This window comes from Wolbachia endosymbiont of Cantharis cryptica, assembly GCF_964277405.1.
Lineage (GTDB): Bacteria > Pseudomonadota > Alphaproteobacteria > Rickettsiales > Anaplasmataceae > Wolbachia.
On sequence record NZ_OZ195521.1, the window covers coordinates 851,679 to 864,337 of the forward strand.

The 12,659-nt window shown below is 35.1% G+C and carries 14 protein-coding genes and 1 tRNA gene; 11 read left to right on the forward strand and 4 right to left on the reverse strand.

The window, feature by feature from the left end; translation table 11 throughout:
- Positions 1-58: 58 nt before the first annotated feature.
- The 3 genes from yajC to ACICP6_RS04160 all read left to right on the forward strand — a co-directional run bounded on the left by yajC (position 59) and on the right by ACICP6_RS04160 (position 3,281).
- Positions 59-484 carry a preprotein translocase subunit YajC gene (gene yajC / locus ACICP6_RS04150; RefSeq protein WP_395462719.1) on the forward strand — a complete coding sequence of 142 codons (426 nt, stop codon included), beginning with the start codon at positions 59-61 and terminating at the stop codon, positions 482-484.
- A 32-nt stretch (positions 485-516) separates the two neighbouring features.
- On the forward strand, positions 517-2,337 hold the full coding sequence (glmS, locus tag ACICP6_RS04155; protein WP_395462720.1) for a glutamine--fructose-6-phosphate transaminase (isomerizing): 1,821 nt from the start codon (positions 517-519) through the stop codon (positions 2,335-2,337).
- 117 nt (positions 2,338-2,454) lie between these two features.
- Positions 2,455-3,281 (forward strand): IS5 family transposase gene (locus ACICP6_RS04160; protein WP_395462622.1). Its coding sequence is split into 2 segments (ribosomal slippage): positions 2,455-2,842 and positions 2,842-3,281, totalling 828 coding nucleotides; the frame shifts between segments, so codons are not numbered across the junction.
- Positions 3,282-3,316: 35 nt separating this feature from the next.
- Here ACICP6_RS04160 and ACICP6_RS04165 read toward each other — a convergent pair.
- Together ACICP6_RS04165 and ACICP6_RS04170 are read right to left on the reverse strand one after the other, a co-directional pair.
- On the reverse strand, positions 3,317-4,222 hold the full coding sequence (locus ACICP6_RS04165) for an FKBP-type peptidyl-prolyl cis-trans isomerase (RefSeq protein WP_395462721.1): 906 nt from the start codon (positions 4,220-4,222) through the stop codon (positions 3,317-3,319).
- On the reverse strand, positions 4,215-5,132 hold the full coding sequence (locus ACICP6_RS04170; protein WP_395462722.1) for a polyprenyl synthetase family protein: 918 nt from the start codon (positions 5,130-5,132) through the stop codon (positions 4,215-4,217). Before ACICP6_RS04170 ends, ACICP6_RS04165 begins: the two co-directional genes overlap by 8 nt.
- Positions 5,133-5,274: 142 nt before the next feature.
- Here ACICP6_RS04170 and acpP point away from each other — a divergent pair, with 142 nt between their 5' ends.
- Both acpP and fabF read left to right on the forward strand, forming a co-directional pair.
- Entirely contained in the window at positions 5,275-5,541 is a 267-nt protein-coding gene (gene acpP / locus ACICP6_RS04175; RefSeq protein WP_395462723.1) for an acyl carrier protein, read from the forward strand.
- Between the two features lie 6 nt (positions 5,542-5,547).
- On the forward strand, positions 5,548-6,813 hold the full coding sequence (gene fabF, locus ACICP6_RS04180; protein ID WP_395462724.1) for a beta-ketoacyl-ACP synthase II: 1,266 nt from the start codon (positions 5,548-5,550) through the stop codon (positions 6,811-6,813).
- An 890-nt stretch (positions 6,814-7,703) separates the two neighbouring features.
- Here the strand turns inward: fabF and ACICP6_RS04185 are convergent.
- Positions 7,704-7,777 (reverse strand) — tRNA-Asp (locus ACICP6_RS04185).
- A 181-nt stretch (positions 7,778-7,958) separates the two neighbouring features.
- On the opposite strand from ACICP6_RS04185, the gene rpsB reads away from it, so the two are divergent.
- Genes rpsB through ACICP6_RS04215 form a run of 6 tightly spaced genes read left to right on the forward strand, consistent with a single transcriptional unit; the run spans position 7,959 to position 12,288 of the window.
- On the forward strand, positions 7,959-8,807 hold the full coding sequence (rpsB, locus tag ACICP6_RS04190; RefSeq protein ID WP_395463669.1) for a 30S ribosomal protein S2: 849 nt from the start codon (positions 7,959-7,961) through the stop codon (positions 8,805-8,807).
- Positions 8,788-9,648 (forward strand): translation elongation factor Ts, encoded by an 861-nt coding sequence (gene tsf, locus ACICP6_RS04195; protein WP_395462725.1) that lies wholly within the window; start codon positions 8,788-8,790, stop codon positions 9,646-9,648. The genes rpsB and tsf overlap by 20 nt, the downstream gene beginning before the upstream one ends.
- A gap of 10 nt (positions 9,649-9,658) precedes the next feature.
- A complete protein-coding gene (gene pyrH, locus ACICP6_RS04200; protein ID WP_395462726.1) occupies positions 9,659-10,399 on the forward strand; it encodes a UMP kinase in 741 nt (246 codons plus the stop codon).
- A gap of 10 nt (positions 10,400-10,409) precedes the next feature.
- The gene (gene frr / locus ACICP6_RS04205) at positions 10,410-10,967 is read left to right on the forward strand and encodes a ribosome recycling factor (protein ID WP_395462727.1); all 558 of its coding nucleotides are present in this window, start codon (positions 10,410-10,412) and stop codon (positions 10,965-10,967) included.
- On the forward strand, positions 10,968-11,672 hold the full coding sequence (gene uppS, locus ACICP6_RS04210; protein WP_395462728.1) for a polyprenyl diphosphate synthase: 705 nt from the start codon (positions 10,968-10,970) through the stop codon (positions 11,670-11,672).
- Positions 11,662-12,288 carry a phosphatidate cytidylyltransferase gene (locus tag ACICP6_RS04215; RefSeq protein ID WP_395462729.1) on the forward strand — a complete coding sequence of 209 codons (627 nt, stop codon included), beginning with the start codon at positions 11,662-11,664 and terminating at the stop codon, positions 12,286-12,288. The genes uppS and ACICP6_RS04215 overlap by 11 nt, the downstream gene beginning before the upstream one ends.
- 31 nt (positions 12,289-12,319) lie before the next feature.
- On the opposite strand, the gene ACICP6_RS04220 is transcribed toward ACICP6_RS04215, so the two are convergent.
- On the reverse strand, positions 12,320-12,646 hold the full coding sequence (locus ACICP6_RS04220) for a hypothetical protein (RefSeq protein ID WP_395462730.1): 327 nt from the start codon (positions 12,644-12,646) through the stop codon (positions 12,320-12,322).
- Positions 12,647-12,659: the final 13 nt, after the last annotated feature.

The window sequence follows — 12,659 nt, forward strand, 5'->3', positions numbered from 1 at the left end:
TTGTAATTAATACTTAAGCAGGTTTACCTCAATTTATCATTAACAATTAGGATTAAATATGTTCATTTCTGAAGTTTTTGCAGCAGATGCAGCTAGCAATGCATCAACATCTTTTGCTAGTCTTATTCCACTTATTTTAATAGTCGTAGTATTTTATTTTTTTATTATCCGTCCAAACCACAAAAAGCTAAAAGAACATAGAAAAATTATAGATCAAATAAAGCGTGGTAATACAGTCGTTACTTCTGGAGGGATAATAGGTGAAGTTAACAAAGTTGATGAAGCAAATGCACAATTTGTAATAGAAATAGCACCAAAAGTTGAGATAAAAGTTCTAAAGTCCGCTATATCTGAAGTTTTAAACAAAGAAGCTCAAATCAAACCAATTGAAAAAGGAAAAATCGAGAAGGACGATAAAAAGAATAAAAATCAATCAGAGAAAAGTAAAAAGGGAAAAGATGATAAAGGCAAAAATGCTGCATAACTTTAAAAGAAAGTTCATTTGGTGATCCATTTGTGTGTGGAATATTTGGTGTAGTAAGTGACGGTGATTCGGTAATACCAACTTTACTGACTGGGTTGCGGAAATTAGAATATAGGGGATATGATTCTTCAGGTATAGCAATCATAAACAATGAAGGCAAGGTAGAAGTTAAAAAATCAAAAGGTAAAGTTGAAAGATTATGCGAAGTTGTTGGTAACAGCAAGATGTCTAGCAGTACAGTTGGCATAGCACATACTCGCTGGGCTACGCATGGAGTTCCAGACCTTAAAAATGCTCATCCCATTTGTACAAATAATGTTGTTGTTGCTCATAATGGCATAATTGAGAATTACAATCTCCTAAAAAAGGGTCTAGAAGAAAAGGGAATGTCATTTCACACTGATACCGACACAGAAGTCATACCAAATATGCTAACCTTATATCTTAATGAAGGATTGTCACCAGTTGATTCTCTATCTAAGTGTTTAAACAACCTACACGGTTCGTTTGCTTTGGTCCTATTATTTGCAGAATATCCAGATGCTTTGTTTGTTGCAAAAAGAAATTTACCTTTAGCAATAGGCTATAACTGCAACACCGTATTTGCTGCATCTGATTCCAATGCTTTAAATGCGCTGGTGGAAAAAATATCGTATTTGGAAGATGATGACGTTGCAGTGATAAAATCTAGCGGAGTTAGTATATATAATAATGGTGTACAAGTTAAACGTAGTATAGAAAATAATAGTCCAAGCAGTTTTCCAATCAGCAAAAATGGTTACTCTAGCTTCATGCTAAAAGAGATTTTCGAGCAACCTTGCACATTAAACAAAACAATAAATCAATTTTACAAAAAGTATAAAGAGGTAATATCTACCAACAAAAAATTATTTTCTGAACTGAGTTACATTACTATAGTTGGATGCGGGTCATCTTATTTTGCTGGGCTAATAGCGAAATATTGGCTAGAAAGTGTTGCTCAAGTTCGAGTATATCTAGAAATCTCATCAGAATTCAGGTATAGCAACATCAGACTGGAGGAAGGGAGCATTGGGTTATTCATCTCTCAATCTGGCGAAACTGCAGATACCATGGAAGCACTGCGCTATGCAAAATCACAGAAGCAAACGATTATTAGCATAACTAACACATTTAACAGCAGCATTGAAAAAATCTCAGATATTGTGTTACATACTCTTGCTGGGCCAGAAATTGGTGTTGCTTCAACAAAAACCTTTTCTTCACAGCTTGCAACTTTAGCATGCTTTGCCTTAGAGCTTGCAAAAATAAAAGGTATGCTGGATGAAAAGAGAATAAAACAGCTAAGCAATGCTATTAACTCTATCCCCGAATATGTTGAGCATGTTTTAAATGTGATGAAGGTACAACACATATCAGACAGTATACTGGAGCACAGCAGCATTATTTTAATTGGTAGAGGAAGCTCATATGGAGTTGCAATGGAGGGTGCATTGAAGATAAAGGAGCTTTCATACATTAATACCATTGGTATTGCAGCAGGAGAGATGAAGCACGGTTCGATTGCTTTGATAGATTCATCTGTACTTGTTATAGCAATTATTCCATACGACAATTTATTTTTCAAAACGCTATCCAACATACAAGAAATTATCGCAAGAAAAGGCAAAGTAATTGCTTTTAGTAACAAGCAAGGAGTGCCATTTCTAAGGGGGATTTGTAAAGATGTAATACAACTCCCAGACGTTGATAATTTTATCTCTCCGATCATCTATAGTGTTGCTATGCAATTCCTTGCTTACTCCACTGCAGTAAAAAAAGGATTAGATGCCGATTATCCAAGAAATCTAGCTAAGTCCGTTACGGTTGAGTAGTCCATTTAAAGTTAAAACTAAATTTTTAATTAGAAACTTTATTTACTATTTTTCAATAGACTTCTTTCAAAATTGGCAAACAAGGGAAAAGAAGTATAAAATCAGATATTTTAAGGTATGAGATATAAAGAAATAGAAAAGTTGGAAGGAAAGAAATTTAGGCGCTTAACAGGGGAAAAAAAGGGAACATTTAAGCGAATGGTGGAAATTTTGGATGAGGAGGATAAAAGAAAAAAAGCTAGAAGTGGAAGAAAAAGCAAACTTTGCGTAGAAGATAGGTTGCTTATGGCATTAGAATATATGAGGGAATATCGAACGTATTTCCACATTGGTCAAAGTTATGGCATGAGTGAAAGTAACTGTTTCAAAATAATAAGATGGGTAGAAGACACGCTAATAAAACATCCAGATTTTTCATTACCGGGAAAAAAAGAGCTATTAAAGGGTAATGTAGAATATGAAGTTTTGGTAATAGATGGAACTGAAACACCAGTAGAGAGGCCAAAAAAAAGCAAAAATGCTTCTACTCTGGAAAGAAAAAAAGGCATACTATAAAAACGCAAGTAGTAGCAGAGAAGAAGAGTAAAAAAGTAATATGTACATCTTTCTCGAAAGGTAGGAAACACGATTTTCGGATATTTAGGGAATCAAAGGTAGCAATATTGCCGGAAACTAAAATCTTAGCTGATGCCGGCTACAGAGGAATGCAAAAAATACATAAAAATGTTGTATTACCTCACAGGAAAACGAAAAAGAATCCGTTAAGCAAAGAACAAAAAAAAGAGAACAGAACACTTATGAGCCAAAGGGCAATTGTTGAAAACGTAATTGGCTTATTAAAAAGGTTTAAAATCATTTCCGATAGATATAGAAACCGACGAAAACGTTTTGGTTTAAGATTTAATTTGATTGCTGCTATCCACAATTTTGAGCTCCTTACGTGAATTTTGAAAGAAGTCTAATGATGTGCTGCCATCTCTCACTTAGCATCTAAGCTTAAATTAATTATTGAGATATTCTCTTCGTCAAAATCTATGTCTTCAATTAACATGCCATCAGTCACATTCAAAAGTTCCGGTGGAGAAATGATAGTTCTGTTATTATCAGGTCTCATTCCTACAACTCCAAGCTCTATAGCAAGTGGTACTTTTTTGTCACCAACCTTAAATTGCACTGTTTGATTTTTGATCATATATTTGCCATTATGTCCTATTACGCTATATTTAACCGATATTTCGTCACCACACTTCACCTGTTTTCCAGTCTTGTTAATTAAATTATTAAAAATCATCACATTGTTTACTGAGTCGGGATATTTATCTTTTACTTCGATTAGTTTGACATAATAAGAGTTAAAATTCATTTTGTTATCATTAGCAATACTGTTTATAGTAACTACACGCTCTCCACCTTCCTTCATACCTATTAACCCTAAACTCACCTCTTTCCAGTTATCTTGACCTATTTTCAAAATAACATCAGAGACTTGATTTAGAAGTGGAAGCGATGCCGCTAGATTATTAGATATTTTATACATTTGTAACAGGACTTCCTGACCGCAGAAAGCTTTGCTGCCATTACCTTCAGTTACTTCATAAAAATTTATCGAATTTTCTTCTTCTTTTTGCTGTGTTATTTCTTCTAAATATTCCGTCAGTCCATGCTTTTCAATATAGCGGTCAAGCGCTGATTCAAGTATTGGTTTCACTAGGTAATATGTTATCGTCTGTACCAAACCATCATGTGCAGTATTTATCTCATAAAGCTTGTCCCTTTTTTCTGGTTTACTTTTGTTTGTATAAGCGACAACAAACACAAAAGCAGAAGTTAAAGTGAAAATTATTACTATAGAAATAAGTAGTTGTAATATAATCTTCCTAATCATCTTTTTTTACTTGATTTAATAGATCATATAAATAATTAGTATCTCCTGAAAGCTTACTCAGATTATCCAAAGCTTGCTTAAAGAGACTTTCTATATAGCTCTCTACTTCACTTTTACCAAGTATAGACATTAAATTATTTGCTCCATCTTGTTTATAATCTTCAATATCATCCTTAGCTTGAAAGATAAGCCCTAGATTTATTCCGTAGTTATATAACGCTCTCCGTTGTTCGTCTGTAGCGCTTCCTATTATAGCGCCTATTTCGCATGAAGCTGCAAATAGTTTCGCAGTTTTCATCAAATGGATTTCTTTTATTTTATCAGCTTCATGTTCAGCTCCACCATCGCATGGCTTTTGGCACGAAATGCTTGTAGATAAAGCCTTCTGGATCTCAGTGTCAAGCACTGGGATGACAGAGGGTTGGGGTCTAAAATCTATATGCTCACTGTTAATATCTAAAGTCTGTCCTCTTACCATTCCCTTAGCTCCTATTGACCGAGAAAGAATTTTCATAATTTCACAGCGTTTACTACTATCCTCGTTTAGCGAAGATAATATTTCAAAAGTCAGAGTAAGCAGCGCATCCCCAGCAAGCACTGCTGTTGCTTCGTCAAATTTTTTGTGACAACTTAGCTGACCTCTGCGAGTGTCGCTGTTGTCCATGCACGGTAAATCATCGTGAATTAGAGAGTAAGCATGAACAAATTCAATTGCTGTAGCAGCTGATATTACTTTTTTAGCTTCTACGTTAAACGCTCGCGATGAAGCTATGACTAAAAAAGGGCGTATATATTTTGCAGGAGCAAGAAGCATATAACGCATAGCTGATATAAGCTTGTTTTGGCTATCTTTAGGTAAAAATCTATTTATTTCTGCAATAAGCAAATTTTTTGTTGTTTCGTCTAACATTTTTGAGTTTGTTAATTGCTCAGTGTGTGATGATCTCAGCTAGAGCGGTAGGAAACTTTGTCATAGTTTATCAATCATAAAAGATATTGCAAACATAAAAATTTTTTATAACATCAAAGAATAGGTTATTTTTTGGTAAAAAATGAATAGCGAACTAACGAAGAGCACTAGAGAAGACATAGAGACAAAGGTAAAAAAGATTGTGCTAGAGCACATTAGTAAGGATGTGGAGAAGTTTAACAACTCTTCAAAGCTTTCAGAGCATGGTGCAGACAGCTTAGATGCAGTTGAAATAATCATGGCAGCAGAAGAAGAGTTTGGAATAGAAATTCCTGATGAAGATGCACAAAGAATGGAAACTATGGAGCAAATAGTTGAGTATATTAATAATAAAAAGACTAATAGTTAGCGTTAAATGAGCAGAAGAGTAGTAGTTACTGGTGTTGGCTTAATTACTCCACTGGCAGCAGATGTTAAAAACACTTGGCTTAAGTTAGTAAGTGGTAAATCTGGTATAAAGAAGATCAGCAGGTTTGATGCTTCTGACCTTGCCTGCAAAGTTGCGGGGCAAGTTCCTCTACAACACGACAACATTGAGCACTTTTTTAACCCACTAGATTATATTTCTGAGAAAGACCTAAAAAGGACAGGTTGCTTTATTCATTACGGTATTGCAGCAGCTATTCAGGCGGTAGACGATTCACTAATTTTGGAGAACCAAAATATCAATCGGGAACGTGTTGGTGTGACTGTTGGCTCTGGTATAGGTGGTCTTCCGTCAATTCAGGAAAATGTCATTACCATGCAGGAAAAGGGGCCCAGACGTGTTAGTCCATTTTTTGTTCCTGCAAGTCTAATAAATTTGATATCTGGCCATATTTCTATTAAATACGAATTTACAGGCCCAAACGATTCAGCGGTAACTGCATGTGCAACAGGTGCGCATGCAATCATAAACTCAGCAAGAGCTATAAAACTTGGTGAAGTAGATGTAATGATTGCAGGTGGATCAGAAAGTGCACTGTGTAGGGTTGGAATTGCAGGTTTTGCATCTATGAAGGCATTATCAACTAAATTTAACGATAAACCTGAGGAAGCTTCAAGGCCATGGGATGAAGAACGTGATGGATTTGTCATGGGTGAAGGAGCAGGTATATTAGTGCTGGAAGAATATGAGCATGCAAAGAAAAGAGGGGCAAAAATATATGCTGAATTGGTTGGATATGGACTAACAGGAGATGCTCACCATATCACAGCACCACATCCAGAAGGAAGAGGTGCATTCAAAGCAATGCAATTTGCCTTAAAGAGTGCACAAATTAATCCTAATCAAATAGGATATATCAATGTGCATGGAACTTCAACACCACTTGGAGATAAAATCGAAGTGATAGCCATGAAACAATTATTCGGTGACCACGCTTATAACATACCAGTTTCTTCAACCAAATCTTCTATAGGACATTTACTTGGCGCTGCAGGGAGCGTTGAAGCAATATTCGGTATCCTTGCGTTAAACAATGGAATCATTCCACCAACTTTAAATCTACACAAACCTTCAGAAGGATGTGATTTAAATTTTGTACCATTTAAGGCTCAAGAGCATAAAATCCAATATGTACTTTCTAATTCATTTGGTTTTGGTGGTACTAACGCATCACTCATCTTTGGACAAGTATAATCGATTCTGCTGCTGAATAGCTAAATGTGGAACATTGTGACTTGAGTCCACCGGTATCCAAGCAGCTCCTTTCTCGTCATCCGAGTAGCTGACACTGGTTCACTCTATAATGGCAGTACCCCTATGATGTCATTCCAGCGCTCCTTCCTTTTGTTATCCCAGTGCCCAGACACTGCCCTTCGTTGTTATTCCAGTCTGGAATACAGTTTAGCTATAAAATTTAAGAAAATATTTAAGAAATTTGCTAAATGGGAAAAAAGGCAAAAGGAGCCCTGTGATTATTTTCCGCTTTAAAGTACTGGCGTTTTTTATGTTTTAAACGCTTGACAAGAGAGATTCAGCCGCTTTTAATCGCTACTAACCTACGCTGCAAGTGTTTAAGAAGTTTACCAAGCAGAAAAAAAGACAAAGAAAACCCGAGTTAGCTAGTCCTTTACTATCTCTGTCGAGTATTGGCATTTTTTGATGTCTTGTAACGCTTTGTAAGCGCGTTCAGCTTATTTAGGTATAAACCTAGATGTAGATGAAGTTTTGTAAAGACATACAGTACCTATGTACTGCAAAAAATTGAACATAAGACGCCGATACCTTAAGTAATCCTTACCTTTTAATCTGCAGATTGGCGAAAGCAAATACAATAGCTTCACTTCCATGATAAGATGACTGGCGGAGTTTGTCAAGGAGTTTTTATGCCAGTTGGCTACTTGAATGACAGGTAGTTGTGCTAATGACTGGGTTTTTAAAGATTTCACAAAATTTCAATTTTTTATTGAACATAGGAAAACTGAGGTTATGAAAAAAAATACAAAATATCATAACAAAATTAGACATGCCTAAATATGGTGAAAAGAGGCTAATATAGCGAGTTTAGATTACGCTAGAAGTATATGCGGGAGTGATGAGACTTGAACTCACGACCTCATGCGTGACAGGCATGCGCTCTAACCAACTGAGCTACACCCCCCATTTCTTTTTAGCGTTTTCAACTTTAAAGCTAATAAACACGCTGCCCTTTGTCAATATTTTTTGTTTGCATTTTGTTGTCTTTCATATTACTATATAAATAATTTAATTTCACACATGGCTTATACAAGTAGTCCTATTAGGGTTGTGCCATGGAGGATAAACTATTTGGAGGAATGAATATGGCAAGTTTGCCCGAAATCACTGTACGTGATTTAGCCGGATCTTGTGTACATTTTGGTCATAAAATTAGTCGCTGGAATGCAAAAATGGCTCCATATATATATGGGGTGCATCAAGAAAATCGTATACATATAATTGATTTGCGGAAAACGTTACCATTGCTACAGGTAGCCATGAAAGCTTTATATGACGTTGCATCTCAGGGTGGTCGCATTTTGTTTGTTGGTACAAAATTTCAAGCTTTGGATATTATTGCAAGTGAAGCAGTTCGTTGTGGTCAATATTATGTAAATCATCGATGGCTCGGTGGTATGCTCACTAACTGGGGCACTGTTTCTTCTTCGATAAAGACGCTAATTCAATATGAGAAAATACTGAATGATGAAAACAGCATTTTAACAAAGAAAGAATTAGGGAATATCGAAAAGAAAAGGCAAAAACTTGATAAGGTGTTAGGTGGTATTAGAGAAATGGGAGCAGTTCCAGATATTTTATTCATCATTGATACTAATAAAGAGCACATTGCGGTCAAAGAGGCTAAAAAATTGGGAATTCCAATAGTTGCAATACTTGATACTAATTCCGATCCAGATGATATTACTTATCCTGTACCAGGAAATGATGACTCAAGAAAATCAATAGAGCTCTATTGTAGATTAGCTGCTGACTTTATATTAGCTGGAATAGAATCTAGTTTAGTAAAATCTGGAGTTAAGGTTGGTGATGTAAAGGGTGACGAGTTTATTCGAGAAAAAGAAGATAGTATTGTGCAAATTAAAAAGGGGCATAATAGAGTTTACAAAGAGGACGAAAAGGAGGTAGTAACAAATGAAGATGAATCCAGATAACATAAGAGAACTACGTGATAGAACAGGGCTTGGTTTAAGTGACTGTAAAAAAGCGTTAGAAGAGTGTGATGGTGATATCAAGAAAGCTATTGATAAGTTACGTACAATAGGACTTGCTAAAGCCGACAAAAAATCTGATAGAGTAGCTTCAGATGGGTTGATTGCTATGTGTTTGACTGAAAATTATGGTATATTGATTGAATTGAATTGTGAAACTGATTTTGTTGCAAAAAATGAGAAATTTATAGAATTAGTTTCAAATTTAGCGTCAATTGCTTGTCAAGAACGCTATACTAGTGTTGATGGGTTAAAAAATGCCAAGTATGAAGGCATTGGTACGGTGCATGAAGCTATCATGAATGGTACATCGGTTCTTGGTGAAAAATTAGAGCTGAGCAAGCTTTGTTATCTGGAAGCTAAGGACGGAGTTATTGCTGGCTATGTACATGGTGATGTGCGTGGCTTAGGTAAAACTGGTGCTTTAGTTGCATTGCAATCATCAGGTGATAAGTCAAAGCTACAAGAGATTGGAAAACAAGTAGCGATGCACGTGGTTGCTATGAAGCCTGAAGCTCTCTCTATAAATGATCTGGATCAAACAAAGTTGAACAATGAGCGTTCTATAATTGAAGAGCAAGTAAAAGGCTTAAATAAACCTGAAGAAGTGACAAAAAAAATAGTAGATGGCCGAATGGCTAAGTACTATGAAGAAGTTGTTTTACTAGAACAAAAATTTATAAAGGATGATAAAATGAAAGTTTCTGATTTTATAAGATCAAGTGTAAATTCTTCTGTTGAATTGTCTGATTACAAGTTACTTGTTTTGGGTAATAAAAATTAAGTAGTTAAAAATGACTGCCTCAACGGATGAAGGAAGTAAAATAAAATACTCCAGAGTATTATTTAAAATCTCTGGTGAGGCTTTGATGGGGTCACGACCTTTTGGCCATGATATGGAAGTCATAGATCAATTGTGCAAAGATATAGCTGATATTTACAAGCTTGGAGTTCAGGTATGTATTGTTGTTGGTGGTGGTAATATCTTTCGTGGTGCATCTGCATCTTTAAGTGGCTGTGAAAGAGCAAGCAGTGATTATATTGGAATGCTTGCAACTATAATTAATGCTTTAATTTTACAAAACTTTTTAGAAAAAAATTTAGTAGTTTCTAGAGTATTGTCTGCAATACCCATGGCCACTGTATGTGAACCTTATATAAGAAGAAAAGCTATTCATCACTTAGAAAAAGGTAGAGTAGTAATCTTTGCAGCAGGTACAGGTAATCCATTTTTTACTACAGATACGGCTGCAGCTTTACGTGCTGTTGAAACGAATTGTGATGTTATTCTTAAAGGTACACAAGTAAATGGTGTATACTCCGCTGATCCGGAAAAAAATGAAGATGCTGTAATGTATGATAGGCTTTCTTACATGGATTTATTGACTCGTGACCTAAAAGTTATGGATGCATCAGCAATCTCACTTGCGCGTGAGAACTCTATTCCAATTATAGTTTTTTCTTTGAGAGAAGAAAAAATAGTCAATATCGTTAAGGGTCATGGTACTTATACTATAGTTTCAGATTGTAAATGATAGGTAATTTATGTTAAATGAAGTAAAAACTAAAACAAAAGAAAGAATGCTAAAAACTATTCAGTCTTTTCATAATGATATTAAAGGTATACGTACTGGTAGAGCTAGTGCATCATTACTTGATGGCATAGTTGTAAATGTCTATGGTGGACATCAAAAACTAAGTCAAGTTGCAGGCGTTTCGGTTACAGATAATAAGACCTTATCGATTAAAGTTTGGGACATTAGCGTTACAGGTGAAGTAAAAAATGCCATATTAAATGCTAATCTAAATTTAAATCCTGTTGTTGAGGGTAACACCATACGTATAACTCTTCCAGACCTAACACAAGAAACCCGTGAAAAATTAGTAAAATTATTGCATCAGTTTGCTGAAAATGCGCGAGTTGCCATTAGAAATATACGCAGGGATATTATGGAAGAAATAGAGAAAATGCAGGAAAATAAAGAAATCTCAGAAGATGATTTTCATAGCGCTAAAAAGGAAATACAAAATATTACTGATGATAATATCAAAAAGATTGATGGTGAATTATCTATCAAAGAAAAGGATATACTGAATCACTAAATGATAAACGAATTAAGCGCCGAGTCCCTACCAAAACATTTAGCAATTATTATGGATGGTAATGGTAGGTGGGCAAGCAACCAAGGAAGGATAAAAATTGATGGTTATAGAAAGGGTAGTGAAGTTGCATATGATATTGCTAAGCATTGCACAACCCTAACCATACCCTATTTAACTTTGTATGCGTTTTCCATGGAGAATTGGCTTAGGCCTAAAGAAGAAACCGACCATCTATTTGATTTATTTTTCTCTGTATTAACTAATGAAGATAAAGTTAATTTCATTCTCAACTACAACATTAAGTTAAATTTTATTGGCAATTTAAGTTTGTTACCAAAAAAAATACTTGATCAAATTAAAAAAGCAGAAGAAATAACATATAAGAACGATGGTTTATTACTTACTGTAGCAGTGAGCTACGGAGCAAAACAAGAAATTATACATGCTATAAGTAGTATTATGAAAGAAAATATTGATTGTGTATCAGAAGACGAATTTGAAAAATTTCTATATACTAAAGATCTGCCAAAATTGGATTTATTAATTCGCACTGGCGGTGAAAAAAGGTTAAGCAACTTTTTATTATGGCAAGCAGCTTACGCTGAATTGTATTTTTGTGATACTTTATGGCCTGATTTTTCTTGTCAAGATTTGAGCAAAGCATTAGAAGATTATACAAAAAGAGAGAAAAGATATGGTAGATAACAACTTTATAGTTAGAGTACTGTCTTCAATAGTAATATTGCTCATCTTTTCTTTTGCTACATACTTCAGTGATTTATCGTTTTACCTGTTAATTTTTTCAATAGCAGTTTTATCTTCTTTTGAATGGTATAACCTAACCCAGGGGAACAGAATCTTATACGTTTTCGCATTATTATTGATTGCGCTACCAAACGCCTCGTTAATATACCTATACAATCTACCACAGGGAAAGTACGCATTAGTATGGCTCATCTTAACAATTTGGGGAATTGATATTACTGCCTACCTGTTTGGCAAGAATTTTGGTGGAGCTAGAATTTGCCCAATTATTAGCCCTGGAAAGACTTGGTCAGGACTTCTTGGTGCAATCTTAGCTGGAATAGTGTGTACAATTTTTGGATCAATATTTTTAGGTCTATTTTCAATTTTTTATTCTCCAATAATTGGTCTTGCGATTGCTATTCTAGCGCAAATTGGCGATTTCACTGAATCGCTCATCAAAAGAGCTTACAATGTTAAAGATAGTGGAAGTATAATACCTGGCCATGGAGGAGTACTCGACCGTATGGACAGTTTCATTTTCACTGCTCCTCTTATTGCTATCTATATAAGCTAGCTAACTTAAAAAAATGAAGTGCTATTAAAGTTCATCTGCGGGTTTTTCCCTCTTCCTTTTTACCTTTACCAGCCGCTGTCACAATACATTCTTTAACAGATTCAAATTCTTCTTCAAATTCTTCAGGTTTAGATTCTCCAGGTTTCAATTCTCCATGGTTCAATCCTTCAGATTCCAATCCTTCAAGTTCCAATCTTTCAAATTCCAATTCTTCAGGTTTAAATTTTTCCATTTTTCCCTTACACAAAGGACAAAGCTTTGTCACTCCTGCTTCCAAAAGTATTGGCGGATGGATATGATCCTCATCCTTATTACCAAGACAACAAACCATTATAATATTATCCCCCACTTCTGTCATGTTGCTCCTTTAG